Below are 23,739 nucleotides of genomic sequence, written 5' to 3' on the forward strand. Positions count from 1 at the left end.
TCTTCCGAAGCGAGATGACCGGGAGGACTGACGTGAAGACAAAGAAGCTTATCAATGACGGCGCAGCCGCCGTGGACGAGATGCTGGCAGGCATTCTGGCGGCTCATCCCCGCCACGTGCGCGCCCTCGAAGGATCGCCGCGGTCGATCGTCGCAATCGAGGGGCCGCGGCCCGGCAAGGTCGGCATGGTCGTCGGCGGCGGCTCAGGGCATGAGCCGACCTTCCTGGGTTACGTCGGTAAAGGGCTTGCCGATGCTGCAGCAATCGGAAATGTCTTTGCCTCTCCGCCACCGGATCCGATCATCGAATGCGCCAAGGCGGTCAATGGCGGCGCCGGCGTCCTGTTCCTGTATGGCAATTATGCCGGCGACGTCATGAATTTCGATATGGCATCCGAAATGCTCGCCATGGATGACATCGAGGTCCGCACCGTGCTGACGACGGACGACGTCGCCTCCGCTCCCGTCGACCAACGGGACCGCCGGCGCGGCGTCGCTGGCAATGTTTTTGTCTTCAAGGCAGCGGGTGCCGCCTGCGATCTGATGTACAGCCTGGACGAAGTGGAGCGGATTGCGCGATGGGCGAACGACCGCACCTTCACGATCGGCGTTGCGCTATCGCCCTGCTCGCTGCCTCAGACGCTGAAGCCGAATTTTCAGCTTGGCGAGGATGAGATGGAAATCGGCATGGGCATTCATGGCGAGCCGGGCGTTGCCCGCGGTCCGCTCAAGCCGGCCGATCAGGTGACCGCCGAATTGCTCGATAAAATCCTCGGCGAGATGAAACCTGCACGGGGCGACCGGGTGGCCGTGCTTGTCAACTCGCTCGGCTCGACGCCGCTGATGGAACTCTACATCATGATGCGGAAGGTGAAGATGACGCTCGACGCTGCGGGCATAGAGATGCACTTGTCGCTGGTTGGGAACTACTGCACGTCGCTGGAGATGGCCGGTGCCTCGATCACGTTGATGCATTTGGACGACGAACTGCAACGACTGATCGATCATCCCTGCGATTGCGCGATGTTCCGTTCTGGTGAAGTGCTCCGATGACAAAGACAATCACCGTTGACGATCTGAAGTCCCTTCTAAACCTCATAGCGGCGGCGATGACCCGCGAAAAAGACCGTTTATGCGAGCTTGATGGCGTCATCGGCGATGCCGATCACGGTATCGCCATGGAGCTCGGTTTTTCGGGAGCCGCGAAGGCGGTTGTGCCACTGGATTCGGCAACGGTCGATCCGACACTCGTCTTCAACACGGCGGCAAAGGCTTTCCTGAATGCCGTCGGCGCTTCGTCCGGTCCGCTCTATGGCACCGCCTTGATGCGTGCGGGTGCCGCGGTAAAGGGCAAGCCGTCGCTGACGGATGACGACATGGTGGACGCCTTCGTTGCGCTTGCCAAGGGGATCCAGGACCGCGGCAAGGCCGAGGTCGGGGAGAAGACCATGGTCGACGCCTGGGCGCCCGCCGCCACCGCCTGCCGGGCGGCGCGCGACGAAGGACGGTCGCTGGCGGATTGTCTCTCGGAAGCTCTGATTGCCGCTGAAGCCGGGACGGAAGCAACGAAGCATATGGTGGCCACAAAGGGGCGTTCTTCCAGGCTTGGCGAGCGCGCCTTGGGCCATATCGATCCGGGAGCAGCCTCGGCAACGGTCATCATCTCTTGCTTCAAAGGGTTCTTCTTACCTTAATGATGATGACCTCATCATACCAGTTGACATGTGCCTGTTGATTTGCCAAAACCGCCCTCAGCATTGTTCAGAGGAGGACGGGAAATGCGCATCAACTCCAAATATGCAAGACGATTTGGCGCGATGGCGATTGCTGCGGCGGCCTTTGCGGCGACGAGTGTCCAGGCGCAGGACCTGACACTGTGGACGCTCAATTTCGACAACGGCGCAGCAAACGGTGCCCTCAAGAAGGTGGCGGCGGATTTCGAGGCCGCCAATCCAGGCACCCATATCGAAATCGTCCAGCGCGGCGTCGACGAACACAAGACAGCGCTTCGCGTGGCAGCAGGCTCCAGCAAGGGACCCGATATCTATTTTAGCTGGGCCGGGCTTGGCCTTGGCGGCGAATATGTGAAGGCCGGCCTCTCGCTGCCGCTCGACAAGTACTATACCCAGTACAAGTGGAACGACGAGCTGCTACCGTCCGCCGCCGCCTTTGCCGATCTTTATCCGGGCGGCAAGCATGGCGTGCCCTTCACCTTCAAGGGCGAAGCGATCTATTACAACAAGAAGCTCTTCCAGAAGGCCGGCATCACCGAGGAGCCGAAGACCTATGAGGAACTGCTGGCGGCGGCCGACAAGCTCAAGGCGGCTGGAATTCCGGCCTTCACCTTCGGCGGCTCGGTCAACTGGCACGTCATGCGTCTGATGGACGTGCTGCTCGAAACCAAATGCGGGGCCGACAAACACGACGCGCTGATGGCCATGAAGGCCGACTGGACCAAAGAACCCTGCGCCACCGATGCCTTCACCGAATTTGCCAAGTGGACCAAGGACTACACGCTGAAACCCTTCATGGGCATCAGCAACCAGCAGTCCTACACACTGTTCGTCGCCGGCCGTGCCGCGATGATGCTTGAAGGCGACTGGCTGGTCAGCCAGTTGAGCGGCAGCAAGGTCAACCTCGACGATTACGGCGTTGTGCCGTTCCCGACGAACACCAACCGCCTCTATGGCTTTGCCGAATACAATTACATCAGCACCAAGAGCAAGGATCCGGATCTCGCCGCCAAGTTCCTCGACTACTTCCTGTCGACCAAGGTGCAGCAGGATCTCGTCGGGCAGATCAGCTCGATCTCGGTCAACAAGAATGTCCAGTACACCAACCAGAAGCCGCTCGAGGCGAAATGGCTGGATATCTTCAAGACCTACAGCAAGGTCTACATGAATGGCGACCAGGCATTCCCGCTTGATGTCACCACCGAATACTTCCGGGTAATCAACGACGTCGCTGCCGGCAATATCCAGCCGGCCGATGCTGCCAAGCAGTTGCAGACCTTCATCGCGGGTCGCACGTGATCCCTCGAGGGAGGCCGCCACTCCGATTGCCAATCGCAGCGGACGGCTTCCCCCATTTTATGCCCACGCGTCAGTTGCCGCCGGGAGCAATCAGAATGTCATTCCGCAACCGAACACATGACCCGCGCGTCCAGGCAGCGATCCTGCTCGCCCCGGCCATGCTGATCTACGCGATTTTCGCGCTTTATCCGATGCTGAACGTGGTGGTGTTGAGCTTTCAGAAATGGAATGGCCTCGATCCCCAACGCCCATTCGTCGGCCTGGCGAATTATCAATATATCTTCACGCAGGATCCCGTTTTCTGGGTCGCCTTCCGCAACACGGTGATCTGGACGATTATGTGCGTGATTTTCCCGCCCATGATCGGCCTGCTACTGGCACTGAGCCTCAATCAGAAGCTTTTCGCCCGCAATACCTTCCGCGCCATCTTCTATCTGCCGGTCATTATCGCCCCGATCGCGGTCGCGACCATGTGGAAGTGGATGTACGATCCCTTCTTCGGCCTTTTCACCGAGATCCTGACGTCTGTGGGGCTGCAGGACTGGATTCAGGACTGGCTCGGCAATAAGGACATCGCCCTCTATTCGGTCTTCGTGGCCTATCTCTGGCAATCCGTCGGCTTCTCCATGGTTCTGTTTCTCGCGGGTCTGCAGAATGTTTCGCAGACGCTGGTCGAAGCCGCACGCATTGATGGCGCCGGGCGCTGGAACATCTTCCGATACGTCACCCTGCCCGCGCTACGCACCACGCTGACAATCGTTCTGGTGCTATCGGTCATCTCGTCTCTGAAGGCCTTTGACATCGTCTACGGCCTGACGGGCGGCGGGCCGGCGCAATCAACCCAGATGCTGGCGCTCTGGGCCTTCACGCAGGCCATGCAGATCTTCGATTTCGGCCGCGGCGCTGCGATCTCCGTTGTCCTGCTGCTCATCACCATCGCCATCGTCATTCCCTACCTGCGATGGACGCAGAAGCATGAGGAGGCCGAACAATGACGGTAGCATCGGCATCATCCATGTCGGATGGCTTCGAGACCATCATTCCGGCAAAGCGCAAGCGGGATCCCGTCCTGATCGGCTTGTGGATCGCGCTGCTCCTCGTCGCCGCGATCTGGCTTGCGCCTTTCGTCTTCATTGTCTTCACGTCGCTCAAAACGCAGGCTGATGTGACGACGACGGGCGCCTTCGTGCCACCCCTCAATCCGGCTTTCGAGAATTATTCGAGCGCCTGGGGTCGCGGCAATTTTGCCAACGCCTTCCTGAACAGCACTATCATTACCGTCATCAAGGTGCCGCTCGGGCTCATCCTTTCAGCGATGGCGGCCTATGCGCTCGCCAAGATCCGGCTGAGGTTCAGCAAGATACTGCTGCTTCTCGTCGTCTTCGGCACGATGATCCCCTTCCAGGTCATGCTGGCGCCGCTGTTTACGCTGGTCAACTCTCTTGGCCTGATCGACACTTATCCCGGCGTCATCCTGCCCTACATCGCCTTCGGCGTCCCCTATCAGGTCTTCATCCTGCACGGCTTCTTCAAAGGCATTCCAAAGGAGCTGTCCGAAGCCGCTCTGATCGACGGTGCAAGCCATTTCACCATCTTCCGCCGGATATTCCTGCCGGTTTGCCTGCCGGTGCTCGCCGCGCTGCTCATCCTTGATTTCGTTTCGACCTGGAACGAATTCGCCATGGCGCTCGTGCTCCTGCAGGATCAGCACATGTGGACGCTGCCGCTCGGGCTCATGTCCTTCCAGGGGCAGTTTTCAAACGACTACGGCCAGCTCAATGCCGCGATCGTCATGACCGTGCTGCCGGCAACGCTCGTCTACCTCATCTTTCAGCGATATTTCGTCTCCGGCCTCACCTCCGGCGCCGTCAAGGGCTGATCAATCACCTAATCGGCAAGTCTTTCGAGGAGAATATAATGTCCAGTGCAACCGTCGAAAAATGGGGCGTCTTCGAGGCCGCTTTCAACGGTCCTTCGGGCGGCAATCCCTATCTCGACGCAGCATTCGATGCCGTGTTCAGCCAGAACAGCCGCGAAATCCGCGTGCCCGGTTTCTATGACGGCGACGGCGTCTATCGCGTCCGCTTCATGCCCGACAACGAAGGTGAATGGTCCTTCAGGACGCGTTCGAAGACCCCGGAACTCGACGGCAAGACCGGCTCGCTGACCGCCACCAAACCCTCGCAGGGCAATCACGGCCCAGTGCGCGTGCGTAACAAATTTCATTTCGCCTATGCCGACGGCAAGCCGTTCCTGTCGTTCGGAACGACTTGCTATGCCTGGACGCATCAACCGCTGGAGATGCAGGCGCAGACGCTCGATACGCTGAAGAAGGCGCGCTTCAACAAGATCCGCATGGGCGTGTTTCCAAAGGACTATCCCTATAACGTCAACGAACCTCTCCATCCCTGCTTCGAAAAGGATGCTGATGGCAAAGAGGATTTCGATCGGCCGAACGCGGTCGCCTTCCGGCATTTCGAAAGGCAGGTGGCCGCACTTTGCGAGCTCGGCATCGAGGCCGACATCATCATGTTTCACCCCTACGACCGCTGGGGTTATGCCGACATGTCGGCCGAACAGGATTTTCGCTATGTCGCCTATCTCGCGGCGCGGCTCGCCGCCTACCGGAATGTCTGGTGGGCGCTTGCCAATGAATATGACTTCCTCCTCGACACCAAGCCGATGGCACAGTGGGACCGCTATTTCCACATCCTCGAAGAGAACGACCCCTACGGCCATCTGAAGTCCATCCATAATGGCGAGCCGACGATGAACTTCGATCATCGCAAGCCCTGGGTGACCCACACCTGCATCCAGAACTGGGATGTGAAGCGCACGCAGGAATGGCGCGACGCCTACGGCAAGCCGGTCGTCAACGACGAGCCGGAATATGAAGGCAACATCATCCAATCCTGGGGCAATCTGACGCCGCAGGAACTGGTGCATCGCTTCTGGATCACGATGACTCGCGGCGGTTATGCCGGTCACGGCGAAACCTATTCGCATCCGCAAGACCTCATCTGGTGGGCGAAAGGCGGGGAACTGCGCGGCGAGGCATGGAAGCGCATCGGCTTCCTGCGCGACCTGCTGGAGCAGGATGTCGTCAACGGGCTTGAGCCGCTCGGCGCCAGTGGTGAATGGCCCTGGACGCGCGTCTCAGGCGCCGAGGATGGCGATCTCCGTTATATCTATCTTGGCGAGCACCAGCCCGTCGTCTGGTCCACCGGCCTGCCCAAGGACGGCACTGACTACTATGTCGACATCATCGACACCTGGGAGATGACGATCACCCCCGCAAAGAAAGTGGAAGCCCCGATCCCGCACCCCACCCGGCACGGCGCAATCGTGCGCGGCGGCAAGGCGGATGCGGCCTTTGGCGTCGAACTGCCGGGTAAGCCATACCAGGCCCTTCGCATCCGCAAGAAAAACTGATCGGGTCTACAGGAGGAATTTCATGTCCGGATTGAGCATCAAAAGCGTCAGGAAATCCTACGGAGCGGTGGATATCATCCATGGAGTCGATGTCGATATATCGGACGGCGAATTCGTCATTCTCGTCGGGCCATCGGGCTGCGGCAAGTCGACCCTTCTCCGGATGATTGCCGGGCTGGAGGAAATCACCGGCGGCGAAATCTCGATCGGCGGCCGCGTGGTCAACAACCTGCCGCCCAAGGACCGCGACATCGCTATGGTCTTCCAGAACTATGCGCTTTATCCGCAGATGACGGTCGCCCAGAACATGGGCTTTGCGCTGGAACTGGCCGGCGCAAAGCGGACGGAGATCGACCGAAAAGTCGGCGAGGCGGCGCAGATCCTCGGGCTTCAGCCACTGCTCGGCCGCAAGCCCGCCCAACTTTCCGGCGGCCAGCGCCAGCGCGTCGCCATGGGACGCGCCATCGTGCGCGATCCGAAAGTGTTCCTCTTCGACGAGCCGCTGTCCAACCTCGATGCCAAATTGCGCGTCAAGATGCGGGCCGAAATCAAGGCGTTGCATCAGCGGCTGAAGACAACGATCGTCTATGTCACGCACGACCAGATCGAAGCGATGACGATGGCCGACAAGATCGTCGTGCTGCAGGGCGGGAAAGTCGAGCAGATCGGAACGCCGCTCGAGCTTTACGACCGGCCAAGGAATGTCTTCGTCGCGGGCTTCCTTGGATCCCCCGCAATGAATTTCCTGGAAGGCAGGCTGACGGGCGGCTCGAATCCGAGGCTTACGCTCCCGAGCGGCATTTCAATCGAGCTCCTGGCGGTTCCGGCCCAGGCCGGCGACCGGGATGTCATCGTCGGCATTCGCCCCGAAGACATATCCTTTGCGACGGATGGCGGAGTGCCGGCCAAGGTCACCGTCGTCGAGCCGACCGGCTCGGAAACCCATGTCGCCCTCGATCTGGAAGGGCGCGAACTGACATGGGTCATGCGCGAGCGCGCCGAATTGGTGCCGGACCAGACGGTGAAACTCTCCCTCAAATCGCCGAGCATCCACTTCTTCGACAAGCAGACCCAACAGCGCCTGTAGAAACTGGCGCTGTCATCGTGCCCGTCATCGCGTCGATCGCCGTTCGGCGTCGCTCATGACCGTCAGGACACGTTTTACGAAGGCGGCGCCGTCGAACTGCTTCGGGGCGCCTTCAGTGGAATGATCCGGCCGCTCGAATATGAACGCCTCGACATTGACCACCGGCAGGCGCAAGCGGTTGCGCACCCGTCCGATCATAGCTGTATGCGTCACGACAACCTGGCAGCCCTTCGTTTCGAATTCCGTATCCATGCCGGACGCCGGAACGGCGGCAACCGTCAACCCGCGCGCGGACAGGACCGAGCCGATGCGCGTGGCGACCTGCTGATTGTCGAGGCAGATCAGCACATCCGCCCGACCATGCTGTGAAGGAGAATCCAAAAGCATCTCGTGACCTCTCATTCGAATGCGGGTCAAACATAGAGCTTTTCGATGTAAAGCAGTGTTGTATCTTGTTTCATTTTGTTGCAGCGGCGTGGCGCGTCCTTTGAGCCCGCGCCCAATGGGCTTGACCGCCGCAAACTAAAAGAATTTGCCGTAATACAATGCAACACATGCGGCCGGCGAAAGCTGGTTTCCTTGGCCTGCCTGATTCGAGCAGGGAGGCAGGATATGAAACAAATCCGCTATGCCAGGTGGAGCAATCCAGGACGATTTTTGAATGGATTGAGCGCCTTAAAGCGCTTTCTTGGCAAGCAGCAACGTGTCTACCTTTGCGCCGCCTGTCTGTGCTGCAATCTCATGTTCTGCACTATCGGGGCGAGCCCGCGCCAGTTCATCATATTCAACATTCTCGTGCTTCTGGCTTCCGGCGCCAAAACCCTGGAGGCTGCGCCACTTGCGGCCGAGACCTGCTCCATCGCAACCGACAATCGATCTCGGCCTGCCCGCGACTGGAGACCTGTATTGAGCTTTTCAGCTCAACTAATCGTCGCCTGCTATGCGGCAACGGTGCTTGTCGACAATCTTGCCGCAAGCCCGACAGTGCTCGGTACGATCCACTAAGGAAGCTGAATCGTCTCCCAATGCCGCTTGAAGTCTTTGCCTGCTCCAGCCGCGGCGGATTGCCGCGAACGCGATTTGACGGGAGGAATTCGCCTTCCCGCTGCTTAGCATTGGCGAGATTCGAGGAGAGGATTTCACATGTATGTCGGTACGCAGTTTCAGGCTCGGGACGATGATGACTACCGGGTCATGGCACAGTTGGGCGTCAGGCACGTCAATGCCGATCCCGATGGCAATCCGCACGACTGGACGCTTGATATTCTCAAGGCCCTTCGTGACCGTATCGAGAGCTTCGGCCTCATTCTCGATATGATCCAGCTCCCGATGAGCTCGAACGTGATCGAACGGCAATACAGCCCGGACATTTTGACGGCCGGACCGAACCGTGACCGCCAAATCGATTCCATCTGCCGCCTGATCGAGAATGCCGCCGCAGTCGGCATTCCCTCGGTCAAATACAATCTCAATATCATCGGGATCCCTCGTACGGAGATGGAAACCGGCCGCGGCGGATCGAGAAACGAGGCCTTTCGCTGGGAAAAGGCCGATCACGATGCGCCGCCTTCGATCGCCGGCATCCTCAGCGAGGAGGAGAATTGGGAGCGCATCGATTATTTCCTGTCACGCGTCGTTCCGGTCGCCGAAGCCTGCAAAGTGCGTCTTGCCTGCCATCCGCACGATCCCTATACGCCGCCGGGCTATCGCGGGGTCACACGCGTTCTCGGCAGCGTCGAAGGCCTGAAGAAGTTCGTTCAGATGCATGAGAGCCCCTACCATGGGCTGAATTTCTGCCAGGGCACGGTCGGCGAAATGCTCGACAATCCGGCCGAGGAAATCTTCGACGTCATCCGCTGGTTCGGAGAGCGGGGCAAGCTCTTCAACGTCCACTTCCGCAACATCCGCGGCCGCAAGCTCTCCTTCATGGAGACCTTTCCGGAAGAAGGCGACATGGATATGTGGCGCTCGCTCAAAACCTACGCCGAGGTCGGCTACCAATATATGATCATGCCTGATCATGTGGCGCGCCTCTCCGGGCGCGACCCGGAAAATACCGCCTTTGCTTTCACCTATGGCTACATTGCCGCCATGCTGCAGGTGCTGGAGAGCGATAAGCGGTAGTTGCCCATAGCCGCGGAAGGCTTTTCCGCCAGTTCCCATTGATGCCTTTCGCTCCTCCCCTAGATCTGGGGTAGGAGAGTTCCATGCGCATTGAACATGCCTTTCTATTCGATCTTGACGGCACGTTGGTGGACAGCGTCTATCAGCACGTGCTGGCGTGGAAAGAAGCCTTGGATGCCGAAGGTATCGAGCTCTCGATATGGCGCATCCATCGAAAAATCGGAATGAGCGGCGGACTGTTCACCAACCAATTGCTCCGTGAAACCGGCATCGAGATAACCGACGAGAAAAATGAGCGGTTGCGGCAACTTCATGCCGATGCCTATCACCGTCTCGGCGCCCAGATACGCCCTCTTCCTGGCGCAAGCGAGCTTCTCTGCTGGCTTTCGGACGCCGGAATTCCGTTCGCGATCGCCACAAGCGGCCGCATGGAGACGGCAGCGGTCAATATTGCCGCGTTGGGGATCGACCCGAAGGCATTCCCGATCATCACCCGGGACAAGGTCAAATACGCCAAGCCCGACCCGGACCTGTTTATTGCCGCAGCAGAAGCCCTCGGGGTTGCGATAGAAAATTCGGTGGTCGTCGGGGACGCCATCTGGGACATGCTGGCGGCGACGCGTTGCAAGGCGCTCGGGGTCGGACTGCTGAGCGGCGGCTATGGCCGCGAAGAACTCAAGGATGCCGGGGCGATCCGCGTCTATGAAGATCCGGCCGACCTTCTCTATCACATCGATGAAGTGGGAGGGCGACGCTGAGCGGGAAAACGCCGACGCGTCAGTTGCCCGCAGGCATATTGTAGGGCGTGATAATTTCCACCGCCGACAGCACAGCCGGCGCCACGCGCTCTTTCACCACACCGCTCATAATTGCTCGAAATGCCGAACGCGCATCTGTCCGCAGGTCGTGATGCAATACAAAATCGATTTTACCCGCGGCAAGTAGAGCCCGATTGTCGGCATCGAGATCATGGGCGACAAAAATGCGGATGTCCCTCCCGGCCTCCTCGAAGGCGGCGAGCACGGCCCTGTTTCCGCCGCCAATTGAATAGACCGCATTGATCGTCGCATCCGCCGCGATGGCGCGGGCGGCAAGCATCCCAGTGGCGGCGTCGGCACCGTGACCTTCGCTGATTTCGACAACACCGATCTGCGGATAACGCTCGCGAAAGACGCGGCGAAAGCCGATTTCCCGCTCCTCCTCGCCGCGAAAGCGACCGCTCGACAACGTTACAAGCACCCGGGCGGCGGCCCCGGCGAAGTAATTCCCGACAAGATAGGCCGCCGTCTCGCCGGCTGCACGGTTGTCGGCGCCGGCGTAAACCGCGCGCGAAGAATTTGGCAGATCGGTCACCAGCGTAACGACGGTGATGCCGGCTTTGGCCGCACGCTCGACCGCAGCCGCAATCTCGGGAATGTCAGGAGCTTTCAGCACAATCCCGTGGGTGCCTCGCAGCCGGATTCGATCGAGCAGTTGCACCATTTCAAGCGGCTTCATGACTTCCGCAAAATGAAAACGGCAGCGGAAGACTGTCGGCAGAAAGGTTGCGACCTCTGCTTCGAAGGCGGCGCGCACGGCATCGGAAAAACGCATCGGTGTCTCCATGAGGATGTCGATCGCCAGCGTCCGCCCGCTGACCGCAACACTTGCGTGCTGCTTTTCCAGCTCGGCAATTGCCGCCTTCACCCGCATCTCTGTCTGCCGGCGCACGCCTGCCCGCCCGTTCAGCACCCGGTCGACGGTGGCAGTGCTGAGGCCGGCTTGAAAAGCGATGTCCTTGACGAGAAATGGATGTGACATGCGGTTCGTTCTGATGGTTTTTTGATGGATTTGTGATCTATAACACACCGGCATCTGCCGTATAGTGCCTCCATCAGGGATGGAGGAACATCTGATGAAAACCGACAATCTTCAGAAGCAGCGCGCCGACCGCGTCTGGCTGACCGAGGACGCCTGTGACCTCGACGATTTTCGCGCGCTGGCTGAGAAGACCACCGCGCTTTCAGACTATCCGACCGCCGATCACGTCGAGAAAAACGTCCTCATCTACGACAGCCGCAAGGTTCTGGCTGACATTGCCACCCCGCAAGGTTGTCGCGCCGTGCTCACTGAAATCTGCGAGGCCTTCGGCGAAGGCCCGGGCGTTGTCGTCTTCAAGCACGCCTATAAGGATCTCTCCGTCATCGATCGCGCCAGCACGATTTTTGACGACATCATCGAGGAACAGCATCGCACGGCAACCGGCGGCGGAGACCACTTCGCCAAGCCCGGCGCCAATGACCGCATCTGGAATTCGCTGGAAAAACATTGCCTCGCCGATCCCGCCAACTTCGCGGAATATTACGGCAATGCCGTTGTCGCCATCGCCAGCGAAGCTTGGCTCGGGCCGGGCTACCAGATGACGGCGCAGGTCAATCGCGTCAATCCCGGCGGCGCGGCGCAGTCCGCTCACCGCGATTACCACCTCGGTTTCCAGACATCGAAGGTGATCGAGCAGTTTCCCGCCCATGTGCACAGGCTCTCGCCTGTTCTGACCTTGCAGGGCGCGGTTGCCCATTGCGACATGCCGCTCGAAAGCGGACCGACGCTTTTCCTGCCGCGCAGCCAGACCTATGTGCCCGGCTATCTCGCGCTGAAGCGCCAGGAGTTCCGCGATTATTTCGATCGCAACCATGTTCAGCTTCCGCTCGAAAAAGGCGATGTCGTCTTCTTCAACCCTGCCCTCTTCCACGCGGCCGGCAACAACCGCTCGGCCGATATCAAGCGCGTGGCTAACCTTTTGCAGGTTTCCTCTGCCTTCGGCCGCGCCATGGAAACGGTCAATCGCGAACGCATGAGCGCGCGCCTGTTTCCGGCGCTGAAGGAACTGAAATCAGCAGGTAAGCTCTCCGCGGCGGAAGTGTCGAACGCCATTGCCGCCTGTGCCGAAGGCTATTCCTTCCCCACCAATCTCGACCGCGACCCGCCCATCGGCGGCCTCGCGCCAAAGACGCAGGCGCAACTGATGCATGAGGCGCTGGAGGAAAACTGGAGTGACGAGGCTTTCAGCAAGGCGCTTGCCGAACAGGCGGACAAGAAGCTGACCTGACAGGACCGAAGACGCGTCCAACAAGATGAGGCCTCTCGCATCCGCGAGGGGCTTTCCGCATATCGTAATAGACCATTTCCGGGAGGAACCACATGAGCACAGACCACAGCCGTCTCGACGGCAAGATCGCTATCGTCACCGGCGGCACACAGGGGCTCGGCGCCACCATCGCCCGTCTCTTTGCCGATCGCGGCGCCAAGGGCATCGTCATCTGCGGCCGCAACGAGGTGAAAGGCAAGGCCAAGGCCGAGGAGATCTCGGCTGCAACAGGCGCAAAGGTCATCTACGTCAAAGCTGATCTTAGCAATGTCGACGAGGCACGCAACGTCGTGCATGTCTGCGACCAGACCTTCGGTCGCGTCGACGCGCTGGTCAACGCCGCCGCCATAACCGATCGCGGCACCATTCTGGACACCAGTCTTGAGCTTTTCGACGCCATGTTCGCCGTCAATGTTCGGGCGCCGTTCTTCCTGATGCAGGAAGCCGTCAAGGTTATGCGGCGCGAGAAGATCGAAGGCACGATCGTCAATATCGGCTCGATGTCCGCCAAGGCCGGCCAGCCTTTCATCGTCGCCTATTGCGCCTCCAAGGGCGCGCTGGAAACCCTGACGAAAAACACCGCTTACGCGCTGCTGCGCAACCGTATCCGCGTCAACGGCCTCAACATCGGCTGGATGGCCTCTGAAGGCGAAGACCGGATCCAGAAGGAATATCACGATGCGCCCGCCGACTGGCTGGAAAAGGCAGCGGCGAGCCAGCCCTTCGGCCGTCTGGTCGACCCACAAGAGGTGGCCCGCGCCTGCGCCTACCTTTCGTCGGCCGAATCCGGCCTCATGACCGGTTCGGTCATCTGTTTCGATCAATCGGTCTGGGGCGCTTACGACGGATCGCCGCATCCGGTAGCGGCCCTCTGATAAATCGCCAAACGATCGGCGCGCAGGAATGCGCGCCGTGCCGCGGCGACCGCTCCATCAGATCCTTTCCGTCCGTCACCTGTAAGGATGATATGGGCCACGACAAAGCTTTAGGGTAAACTAATATACATGGGGAGATTCCAGCGGGGCACAGAATGGCTATCTTCATGGACCGGCATGATCTTGCGGGGGTCACAGCGGCCGATATTGCCGAAGCACATCGTAAGGACCTCGACATTCAAGATCAGTATGGGGTTAAGTTCCTCACCTACTGGTTCGACGAGCGGCGCGGAACTGCATTTTGCCTGATGGACGCGCCCGATATGGAAACGGCTCAATGCGTGCACCGCGAGGCACATGGCTTTATCGCCGCAGAAGTTGTCGAAGTCGCGCTGTCGGCGGTCGAGGCATTTCTCGGCCGAATTCACGATCCCGAGCCGGCGTCAGGACAGTCCTCAGTCGCAATGGATGCTGCCCACCGGGCAATTCTCTTCACCGATATCGTCGGCTCGACCGAAATGACATCACGTCTCGGCGACCGCATGGCGACCGAGTTGGTGAGGGCTCATGACGCCATTGTTCGCAGATGCCTTGCCCGTTCTTCAGGCCGCGAGGTGAAACATACCGGCGATGGCATCATGGCGACGTTCGTCTCAACGACCGCAGCCGTCGATTGCGCAATAGCGATCCAGCAGGAATTCGAGCTTTACAATCAGGGCAACCTTGAGCCGCTTCATATACGCATCGGATTGGATTGCGGCGAGCCCGTCGAGGACAGCAATGACTTGTTCGGTTCGACCGTTCAACTTGCTGCACGATTGTGCGCCTCGGCCTCTTCAGACCAGATCCTCGTGTCGGAAAGCATTTTTCGGGAGTACGGCACCGCCGATTTCTTCGCACATGCGGCCCACCGGCGGCTGAAGGGTTTTTTGAAGCCTGTCCTGGTCTTCCAATGTGACTGGTGCAAAGCCGCCCTCCAATGAACGAATTCTCGTGACCGTGCGGAACCTTCGGCATCGAGCATTTTTTCGCCTTTGAGTGGCGCTTTCCTCGCCGCTGGAAGCACTTCGCTAACTGCTTATAGATGCGGGAAAATCTCCATACGTCGATCTGCAGAGGCTCCGTGCTGATTCAAGGAGAACATGTCGGCGAGCCAATCTGGCGGCATAAAAAAGGGAACAAAGCGGCGGCGGCGAAAGTTGTCATGTCGAACTCTCATGTCGAACCAACGTGAGCAGCGGCGATGACATCAACTGCGAACGAGGGGTTGCCGAGCACTCCACCCCAGATTTACTACGTCAATCCCCTGCTTCTCAGAGGGATCGATGCCTGGCGCGAAGTCTTCAACCACGCAAAGAACATCGGCTTCGATACAGTTCTGACCGCACCTCTTTTCGAGCGGGGCGGCGACAGCGTGTTCGCAGCACGGAATTTCGAAAATCTCGACCCTGAATTCTCGCTTGGAACATCTCTCGTCGATGGTTTGAGAGCTTTGACGCTGGCGGCCAGAGAGCGCGGCATGGCGCTCATGATGGACCTCGTGCTCGACAGGAAGGCGCGCGACGCATCCGAGGATACGCGTCCGCTCGATCCGAGGCTCTCGCCATTGGACGCGCGCAGCTCGCTTGTCACCCTCGCCGCGGAAGATCAGCAATCGCAGCTATTGGCAGAGTGGACAAAACGGCTGCAGGCACTGACGCAGCTTGGAATATCGGGTTATCGCTGCCTTGGCACCGATCGGGTGCCCCCGGAGCTATGGCGATCCTTGATCGCAGCGGTCCGGGAGAAGGCGCCGAATGTGCAATTCTTTGCCTGGACGCCCGGTACCGCCTTCGAGGCGCGAGCTGGATTGGACGGTGCAGGCTTCAATGGCTGCTTTTCATCGATGGCCTGGTGGGACTTCGACGAAAGGTGGTTCATCGAGGAACATCGCGTCCAGCAGCCGCTTGGCTGGCAAATCGCTTTTCCAGAGCCGCCCTTTGCCAAACGTATGGCCCACGGCACGGAAAGCCGGGAAATACGCGAGCGCCGGTCCATAAGGGCGTTGCGGCTTGCCACGTCGTTGGGCGGCGGGCTCATGGTCCCAATGGGATTCGAATATGGCGCCGCGCTGCCGCTCGATCCCACCCATGGAGACGGATCGGGATTGCGAGGTCTTCGCCATGACCTGACCTTCGATATCTCCTCCGAGATTCGCGCCGCCAACACGCAAATCGGCACGAACGGCGCGAGATTTCATTCGTCGCTTTCTCTCATCCGCAGCGCAAAAAGCCCGGTATCGGCTCTCATTCATTCAAACGAAGAGGATCTGCGGAACGCCGACCGTATACAGATCATCCTCCTCAACCGAGACCTTCGGCAAAGTGCGCCTGCGCCTTTGATGGCGCTACGCGAAGCAGCGTCTGGCTTTCTCCCCTTCTCGAATGGGATTGATGCGACCCTTCGCCTGCGCGCGGGAGAAATCATCGCGTTCGAGGCGACGGCGTCGACGCCGATCACGGTTGCCCCCACGCTCGACATTGAACGGGCAACCGCTTCGCCGCGCCTGGCAATCGAAAACATCATGCCGCGGGTCGATGATGGACGATTTCCAGTCAAGCGGGTTGTCGGTGACATCGTTTCCGTCGAGGCTGACATCTTCGCCGACGGACATGATCCGATCGCCGCGGCTCTGATGTGGCGCTCCATGGATGCGAGCGCATGGAGCGAGGCGGAAATGCGGCTGGTCGAGAACGATCGCTGGCGCGCCGAATTCCCGCTGGAGCGGGTCGGTCGCTATGAATTCGCAGTCGAAGCCTGGAGGAGCCTGTTTGCGATCTTTCGCTATGAGCTGGCGAAGAAGAACGAGGCACGGCTCGATCTCAAGCTCGAGATTCAGGAAGGAATGAACCTCATTCGTGCAGCGCTTGCAGAGGCGCAAGGCGCCCTTCGAGCCGAGCTGCAGGCCCTGTTTCAGAAACTGGAATTCTCCTCCCAGGCGGAGCGGACCTCAATTTTGCGCAATGCGCATACGTCCGATCTGATGGCGCGAGCCGACAAGCGGCCATTCCGGGTTCGCTCGGAGGCTAGCGCAGTCGATGCCGAGCGGAAGTGCGCGGCATATGCAAGCTGGTACCAAATCTTCCCGCGGTCGCAGAGCGGCGATCCAGACAGGCATGGCACCTTCGATGACGTTATCGCCAGACTGCCCGCCATTCGCGACATGGGCTTTGATGTGCTCTATTTCCCGCCGATCCATCCGATCGGTTCGACCAACCGGAAAGGCCGCAACAACAGCCTGCAGGCGGCCCCCGACGATCCTGGCAGCCCCTATGCCATCGGCTCCTCCGATGGCGGCCACGATTCCATCCATCCGGAACTCGGCACTTTTGAGGATTTTCGCCGCCTGATCAAAGCGGCCGAGCATCATGGCCTCGAGATTGCACTCGATCTCGCCATCCAGACATCGCCTGATCACCCGTGGCTGAAGCAGCATCCGGGCTGGTTTGACTGGCGGCCGGATGGGACGATCCGTTACGCCGAGAACCCGCCGAAAAAATACGAGGACATCGTCAACGTCGATTTTTACACGAAGGATTCGGTGCCCGGGCTATGGCTCGAGCTGCTGCGGGTCGTCCAGTTATGGGTGGATCAGGGCGTAAAATTGTTTCGAGTCGACAATCCCCACACCAAACCGTTTCCTTTCTGGGAATGGCTGATCGACGATATCAGGGCGCGTCATCCGGATGTGGTTTTCCTGTCGGAAGCGTTCACCAAGCCGAAAGTCATGTACCGGCTTGCAAAGCTCGGCTTTTCCCAATCCTACACATACTTCACCTGGCGCAATTCCAAGTGGGAACTCGAGCAATATATGCGGGAGCTCACCCAGACAGCCGCGAAGGATTTTTTCCGCCCGCATTTCTTCGTCAACACGCATGATATCAATCCGGATTTTCTGCAGGATGCCCCTCGCCCGGCCTTCCTGATCCGCGCCGCGCTCGCGGCAACTCTTTCAGGTCTTTGGGGTGTCTATAACGGCTTCGAACTTTGCGAGGGACGTCCCGACGCCAAGCGGAAAGAATATGCCGACAGCGAAAAATATGAGATCCGCTCCTGGGATCATGATCGGCCCGGAAACATCATCGCCGAAATCCGGATGCTCAACCGGATCAGAAGCGAAAACAGCGCATTGCATTCGCATCTGGGGCTAACGCTTCTCAACGCACCCAACGAAAATATTCTCTTTTTCGAAAAAGCGAACCCTGCCCGCGACAACGTCCTGCTCGTCGCCATCAGCCTTGATCCCGATCATCCGCAGGAGAGCGAGATTGAGATACCGCTCTGGCACTGGTCACTCGGGGATGGCGGCACGTTGGACGCCGAGGATCTCATCGGCGGCGGTCGCTTCAGTTGGACCGGCAAACGGCAGAGGATCAGGCTTGATCCACAAAGCCTGCCCTTCGCGATCTGGCGCGTCCGGTCAAGGGAGGCATGAATGGATACGATGCAGCGCGACAGGGAACGCGATCCGCTCTGGTACAAGGATGCGATGATCTATCAGCTCCATATCAAATCGTTCTACGATGGCAATAATGATGGCGTCGGCGATTTTGCGGGGCTGCATCAAAAGCTCGACCATATCGCGGCGCTTGGAATCAACGCCATTTGGCTGCTGCCCTTCTTCCCCTCGCCGCGCCGCGACGACGGTTATGACATTGCCGATTACGGCAACGTCAGTCCGGATTACGGGACGATGGAGGACTTTCGCGCCTTCGTGGACGCCGCCCATCAGCGCAATATCCACGTCATCATCGAACTCGTGATCAATCACACCTCGGATCAGCACCCCTGGTTCCAGCGTGCCCGCCAAGCGCCGGCAGGGTCGCCCGAACGGGATTTTTACCTCTGGTCGGATACCGATCAGAGGTTTTCAGAAACCCGCATCATTTTCGTCGATACCGAAAAATCCAACTGGACCTGGGATCCGGTCGCCGGCGCCTATTATTGGCATCGGTTCTACTCGCACCAGCCGGATCTGAACTTCGACAATCCCCTGGTGATGGAAGAATTGCTGAAAGTGATGCGCTTTTGGCTGGAAACGGGCATCGACGGTTTTCGCCTGGATGCGATCCCCTACCTCGTCGAGCGGGAAGGCACGATCAACGAGAACCTGCCCGAAACCCACGCGATCCTGAAGCGGATACGCGCGGCGTTGGATTCGACCCATCCCGGCGTGATGCTGCTGGCTGAGGCGAACCAATGGCCGGAAGATACGCGCGAATATTTCGGCGACGGCGACGAATGCCATATGGCGTTTCACTTCCCGCTGATGCCGCGCATGTACATGGCGATCGCCAAAGAAGACCGTTTTCCGATCACCGATATCCTGCGCCAGACGCCAGAAATTCCGGACATCTGCCAATGGGCGATATTCCTGCGCAATCACGATGAGCTGACGCTCGAAATGGTCACCGACGCCGAGCGCGATTATCTCTGGGAAACTTATGCCTCCGATAAGCGCGCGCGCATCAATCTCGGCATCCGCCGGCGCCTTGCGCCGCTGATGGAGCGCGACCGCCGCCGCATCGAACTCATGAACGCGCTTCTCCTATCCATGCCGGGAACGCCGGTGATTTATTATGGCGACGAAATCGGCATGGGCGACAATATCTATTTGGGCGACAGGGACGGTGTCAGGACCCCGATGCAGTGGTCTTTCGACCGCAACGCCGGCTTCTCGCGCGCGGACCCCGCGCGCCTCGTTTTGCCGCCGATTGCCGATCCGCTCTATGGATTTGAAGCCGTCAATGTCGAGGCGCAAAGCACGGATGCCCATTCGCTTCTCAACTGGATGCGCAGGATGCTGGCGCTGCGTGGCAAACATCCGGCATTCGGACGCGGCTCGCTGCGTTTCCTCTCGCCGGACAACCGTAAGATTCTTGCCTATCTTCGCGAATTCGAAGACGAAACCATTCTCTGCGTTGCCAATCTTTCCCGGCTGCCGCAGGCCGTGGAACTCGACCTGTCGCAATTCGAGGCGCGCGTGCCGATAGAATTGACGGGCATGTCGCCATTTCCGCCCATTGGCCAATTGACCTACCTGTTGACGCTACCGCCCTACGGCTTCTTCTGGTTCCAGTTGGTCGCCCATGCGGATGGGCCCGCCTGGCGGACAGCCCCTCCCGAGCAGCTCCCCGACCTGTTGACGATGGTCATCCGCCGGAACCTGCTGGAATTGGTGGATGAGCCCAGGCATGCGAACATCCTGAATTCCGAGATCCTGCCGGCCTATCTTGCCAAGCGCCGCTGGTTTGGCGCGAAAGACCAGACGCTGCAGGCGGCCCGGCTGATTTCTGCGACACCTATCCCGTTTGCCGAAGGCGTCGTGCTCGGTGAATTGGAGGCGACGCTTCCGGATCACATGGAATCGTACCAGCTTCCGCTCGCCGTGGCGTGGGATGACACACAGCCCCCCATACTCGCCCAGCAGCTCGCGCTGGGCAGGCTCCGCCAGGGCCGGCGCGTCGGCTTCCTGACGGACGGGTTTGCCGTGGATGCGATGGCGCGCGGGATCGTGCGCGGCCTTTGCGAACGGTCCCACACCACCGGCCGCACGGGAACCATAGAGTTCATCGGTACCGATCAGCTCGATCATCTTGAAATGACCGCTGACATGCCGATCCATTGGCTCTCGGCAGAGCAGTCGAATAGTTCGCTGATCATCGGCGACCTGGTCATCATCAAACTGATCCGGCATATCTTTCCCGGCATGCATCCGGAAGTCGAGATGACGCGCTTTCTGACCCGGGCTGGCTATGACCACACTGCCCCCTTCCTGGGCGAGGTTGCGCATACGGATTCCGGCGGACGCCGATCCACTCTCCTCATCGTCCAGGGCGCGATCCGAAACCAGGGCGACGCCTGGAACTGGATGCTGAGCAATCTTCGTCGCGCCGCCGACGAATTCGCCTTGAGCGATCCGGCCGCTCAGCCGCGCGACGATTTTTTCCAGTCGCTGACGAACTTCGTCGGCATGGTCGGTCAGCGGCTCGGCGAGTTGCATGTGGTTCTCGCCCAAAGTACCGAGGAGGAGGCTTTCAAACCGGTCACTGCGGCCGATGCCGAGGTCGCATTGCTGAAGAAAGCAATCACCGGCGAAGTCTCCTATGCCCTATCGAAGCTTGCGGAACTGGATGAGACCGCCGATCCGGATATCGATGCGCTGGCGAGGCCGCTTCTGAAGCGCCAGGCATCGATTATCGACCTCGCCGATATGCTGGCCGAAAGCGTCCGCGGCACGCTCATGACACGCGTGCATGGCGACTTTCATCTCGGCCAGATCCTCGTCAGCGAAGGCGATGCGGTGATCATTGATTTCGAAGGCGAGCCCGCGAGGAACCTTGCCGAGCGCCGGGCCAAGACAAGTCCCTTGCGGGATGTGGCCGGACTGTTGCGGTCGCTGAGTTATCTCGCCGCGACCGCCGACCTCGACAATGATGCGGTCATCGAGCACGAGAACGAGCGTCGGCGGAAGGCCATCGCGCGTTTCGCCGGGAATGCGGAACGGGCTTTTCTGCATGCTTATTTCGAAGCAATTTCTGCGTCGACTGCACTGTCCATGCCGCCCCAACAGCGGCGCAGGATTCTCGACGCCTTTCTTCTGGAAAAGGCTGCTTATGAAGTCGCCTACGAGGCACGGAACCGGCCGAAATGGCTGCCCATTCCGTTAGCAGGGCTTTCGGGCATCCTCTCCAATCTTATGGAGGCTCGCTAGTGGATATCGAACGCTCCGATCTTCTCGCCGACATCGGACACGACGCGATTGCGGCGCTGATGCAAGGACGCCATGGCGATCCGTTTGCCATCCTTGGAATCCATAAGCACGGCATATTCACGATCGTGCGGATCTTCATGCCCGGCGCCGATGCGGTTGATATCATCGACACGGCGAGCGGCCATGTCCTGACGGCCTGCCAGCTTGTTCACCCGGCTGGACTGTTTGCCGCCGCCATTGCTTCAAAAATGGACTATTGCCTTCGGATCAAGTGGCCGGACGCGGTTCAAACGACTGAGGATCCCTACAGCTTCGGGCCTCTGCTCGGCGAACTCGATCTCCATCTGATTTCCGAGGGAACCCACTACAATCTGAGCCGGACTCTCGGCGCCATCGCCATGGAGATCGACGGCATTGCCGGCGTTCGCTTTGCAGTATGGGCACCGAATGCACAACGGGTTTCGGTTGTTGGAGATTTCAATTCCTGGGACGGCCGACGCAACCCCATGCGCCTGCGGGCGCCTGCGGGCGTTTGGGAAATCTTCATTCCCCGGCTGACGCCCGGCGAGCGCTATAAGTTCGAGATTATCGATGCAAGCGGCACCCGCCTTCCACAAAAAGCCGATCCGGTGGCGCGGGCGAGCGAAGCTGCTCCTTCCACCGCCTCCATCGTCGCCTCCTCAAGGCCGTTCCGCTGGAGCGATGACAAATGGATCCATTCCCGACAATCGAGAAATGGCCTGGAAGGGGCCGTCTCGGTCTACGAAGTGCATGTGGGTTCCTGGCTTCGAAATCTTCAGGACGGCAACAGGTCTTTCGATTGGATCGAACTCAGCCAGCGGCTCGTCCCCTATGCGCATGACATGGGGTTTACCCACATAGAGTTGCTTCCCATCATGGAGTATCCGTTCGGCGGCTCCTGGGGCTACCAGCCTCTGGGCCTTTTCGCCCCGACAGGACGCTACGGCACACCGGAAGACTTTGCTTATTTTGTCGATCGGTGCCATGGAGCAGGCCTGGGTGTGATCTTGGACTGGGTGCCCGCGCACTTTCCGACCGATGTCTGGGGCCTCGCCCGCTTCGACGGCAGCGCCCTATACGAACACGAGGATCCCCGGGAGGGTTTCCACGGGGATTGGAACACGTTGATTTACAATCTCGGCCGCAACGAGGTGAAAGGCTTCCTGATCGCCAGCGCCTTGGAGTGGTTGGAGCGCTACCACGTGGATGGCCTGAGGGTGGATGCGGTGGCTTCGATGCTCTACCGCGACTACAGCCGCAATGAAGGCGAATGGATACCCAATCAATATGGCGGACGGGAGAACCTGGAAGCGGTCGAATTCCTCAAGCACCTCAACAGCATCATTCATCAACGATGCCCCCACGCAGTCATGATCGCCGAGGAATCCACGGCATGGCCCGGGGTGACGAAACCACCGGAGCAAGGCGGCCTGGGCTTTGACATCAAATGGAACATGGGCTGGATGCATGACAGCCTCACCTACATGTCCAAGGATCCCGTTTACCGCCGCCATCATCATGACATGATGACCTTCGGCATGATCTATGCCTATTCCGAACGCTTCATGCTGCCGCTCTCCCACGATGAAGTGGTCCACGGAAAGGGCTCGCTTCTGACGAAAATGCCGGGCGATACCTGGCAGAAATTCGCCAATCTTCGGGCCTATCTCGCTTTCATGTGGGGCTATCCGGGCAAGAAGCTTCTTTTCATGGGCGGGGAAATTGCCCAGCGGGGCGAGTGGCAACACGATCAATCCGTGACCTGGGATGTCCTCGACCAGCCGCGACACGCCTGCTTGCAGCGTCTGGTAAGAGATCTGAATGGCCTTTATGGCAGGGAGGAAGCCCTGCAGTTCGGCGATCTTGATCCACAAGGATTCGAATGGGCGGTGGTCGACGACGCGGCCAATTCCGTTTTCGCGATGCTACGGTTTCCGAAAGACCGCTCCTATTCGATCCTTATTGTGTCGAATTTTACGCCCGTTCCGCGCGACAACTATCGCATCGGCGTTCCGACCGAAGGGATATGGATCGAGGAGTTCAATAGCGATGCACATGAATATGGTGGCACCGGCTTGGTGAACGGGGCGCTGCCGGCGGCCTTGTCTTCGCTGAACGGGCGCCCCGCCTCGCTATCCCTCAGGCTGCCGCCACTCTCGACCATCTTCATTAAAAGCCCTAGATGATTGCGAGAGCGGCCACCGAGCCAGCCTCATGCTAGCTGACTGCGCAAAAATCCTTTTCGTTATTCCTCAGATACTTTGATCATTGCATCGCTCCCAGGAACAA

The 23,739-nt window shown here is 59.4% G+C and carries 18 protein-coding genes; 16 read left to right on the forward strand and 2 right to left on the reverse strand.

The genetic code is table 11. From position 1 onward, the window contains the following. Positions 1–32 precede the first annotated feature (32 nt). The 7 genes from N2601_RS25920 (at position 33) to N2601_RS25950 (ending at position 7,550) form a co-directional block, all read left to right on the forward strand. Entirely contained in the window at positions 33–1,052 is a 1,020-nt protein-coding gene (locus N2601_RS25920) for a dihydroxyacetone kinase subunit DhaK (protein WP_311319447.1), read from the forward strand. Beyond that, positions 1,049–1,693, forward strand: coding sequence for a dihydroxyacetone kinase subunit DhaL (dhaL, locus tag N2601_RS25925; protein ID WP_260304219.1), 645 nt, complete (start codon positions 1,049–1,051; stop codon positions 1,691–1,693). The genes N2601_RS25920 and dhaL overlap by 4 nt, the downstream gene beginning before the upstream one ends. Before the next feature lie 84 nt (positions 1,694–1,777). Then, the gene (locus N2601_RS25930) at positions 1,778–3,031 is read left to right on the forward strand and encodes an ABC transporter substrate-binding protein (protein ID WP_260304220.1); all 1,254 of its coding nucleotides are present in this window, start codon (positions 1,778–1,780) and stop codon (positions 3,029–3,031) included. Positions 3,032–3,126: 95 nt separating this feature from the next. Next, complete coding sequence (locus N2601_RS25935) at positions 3,127–4,026, forward strand: carbohydrate ABC transporter permease (protein WP_260304221.1); 900 nt, start codon at positions 3,127–3,129, stop codon at positions 4,024–4,026. After that, positions 4,023–4,910: a carbohydrate ABC transporter permease gene (locus tag N2601_RS25940; protein WP_260304222.1), complete on the forward strand. Its 888-nt coding sequence runs from the start codon at positions 4,023–4,025 to the stop codon at positions 4,908–4,910. Before N2601_RS25935 ends, N2601_RS25940 begins: the two co-directional genes overlap by 4 nt. A gap of 38 nt (positions 4,911–4,948) precedes the next feature. Next, positions 4,949–6,463 (forward strand): DUF5060 domain-containing protein, encoded by a 1,515-nt coding sequence (locus N2601_RS25945; protein WP_260304223.1) that lies wholly within the window; start codon positions 4,949–4,951, stop codon positions 6,461–6,463. Positions 6,464–6,485: 22 nt separating this feature from the next. Further along, positions 6,486–7,550, forward strand: coding sequence for an ABC transporter ATP-binding protein (locus tag N2601_RS25950; RefSeq protein WP_260304224.1), 1,065 nt, complete (start codon positions 6,486–6,488; stop codon positions 7,548–7,550). 24 nt (positions 7,551–7,574) lie between these two features. Here the strand turns inward: N2601_RS25950 and N2601_RS25955 are convergent, their stop codons facing one another. Beyond that, entirely contained in the window at positions 7,575–7,937 is a 363-nt protein-coding gene (locus N2601_RS25955; RefSeq protein ID WP_260304225.1) for a hypothetical protein, read from the reverse strand. A gap of 225 nt (positions 7,938–8,162) precedes the next feature. On the opposite strand from N2601_RS25955, the gene N2601_RS25960 reads away from it, so the two are divergent. From N2601_RS25960 to N2601_RS25970, 3 genes are all read left to right on the forward strand, one after another. Next, positions 8,163–8,555: a hypothetical protein gene (locus N2601_RS25960; RefSeq protein ID WP_260304226.1), complete on the forward strand. Its 393-nt coding sequence runs from the start codon at positions 8,163–8,165 to the stop codon at positions 8,553–8,555. A gap of 138 nt (positions 8,556–8,693) precedes the next feature. Continuing rightward, positions 8,694–9,674 carry a mannonate dehydratase gene (locus N2601_RS25965; protein WP_260304227.1) on the forward strand — a complete coding sequence of 327 codons (981 nt, stop codon included), beginning with the start codon at positions 8,694–8,696 and terminating at the stop codon, positions 9,672–9,674. An 83-nt stretch (positions 9,675–9,757) separates the two neighbouring features. Beyond that, entirely contained in the window at positions 9,758–10,432 is a 675-nt protein-coding gene (locus N2601_RS25970) for an HAD family hydrolase (RefSeq protein ID WP_260304228.1), read from the forward strand. A gap of 19 nt (positions 10,433–10,451) precedes the next feature. Here the strand turns inward: N2601_RS25970 and N2601_RS25975 are convergent, their stop codons facing one another. Then, the gene (locus N2601_RS25975; RefSeq protein WP_260304229.1) at positions 10,452–11,474 is read right to left on the reverse strand and encodes a LacI family DNA-binding transcriptional regulator; all 1,023 of its coding nucleotides are present in this window, start codon (positions 11,472–11,474) and stop codon (positions 10,452–10,454) included. Between the two features lie 94 nt (positions 11,475–11,568). On the opposite strand from N2601_RS25975, the gene N2601_RS25980 reads away from it, so the two are divergent. The 6 genes from N2601_RS25980 (at position 11,569) to glgB (ending at position 23,636) form a co-directional block, all read left to right on the forward strand. Continuing rightward, positions 11,569–12,762 carry a phytanoyl-CoA dioxygenase family protein gene (locus tag N2601_RS25980; protein WP_260304230.1) on the forward strand — a complete coding sequence of 398 codons (1,194 nt, stop codon included), beginning with the start codon at positions 11,569–11,571 and terminating at the stop codon, positions 12,760–12,762. A gap of 92 nt (positions 12,763–12,854) precedes the next feature. Beyond that, positions 12,855–13,676: an SDR family oxidoreductase gene (locus N2601_RS25985; protein WP_260304231.1), complete on the forward strand. Its 822-nt coding sequence runs from the start codon at positions 12,855–12,857 to the stop codon at positions 13,674–13,676. Between the two features lie 155 nt (positions 13,677–13,831). Then, positions 13,832–14,659, forward strand: coding sequence for a nickel-binding protein (locus N2601_RS25990; protein WP_260304232.1), 828 nt, complete (start codon positions 13,832–13,834; stop codon positions 14,657–14,659). A 260-nt stretch (positions 14,660–14,919) separates the two neighbouring features. Further along, positions 14,920–18,150: a maltotransferase domain-containing protein gene (locus tag N2601_RS25995; RefSeq protein WP_260304233.1), complete on the forward strand. Its 3,231-nt coding sequence runs from the start codon at positions 14,920–14,922 to the stop codon at positions 18,148–18,150. Beyond that, on the forward strand, positions 18,151–21,429 hold the full coding sequence (treS, locus tag N2601_RS26000; protein WP_260304234.1) for a maltose alpha-D-glucosyltransferase: 3,279 nt from the start codon (positions 18,151–18,153) through the stop codon (positions 21,427–21,429). It abuts the gene before it with no gap. After that, entirely contained in the window at positions 21,429–23,636 is a 2,208-nt protein-coding gene (glgB, locus tag N2601_RS26005) for a 1,4-alpha-glucan branching protein GlgB (RefSeq protein ID WP_260304235.1), read from the forward strand. Before treS ends, glgB begins: the two co-directional genes overlap by 1 nt. Positions 23,637–23,739: the final 103 nt, after the last annotated feature.

Source organism: Rhizobium sp. CB3060, from assembly GCF_025200735.1.
In the GTDB taxonomy this organism is placed as follows: domain Bacteria; phylum Pseudomonadota; class Alphaproteobacteria; order Rhizobiales; family Rhizobiaceae; genus Rhizobium.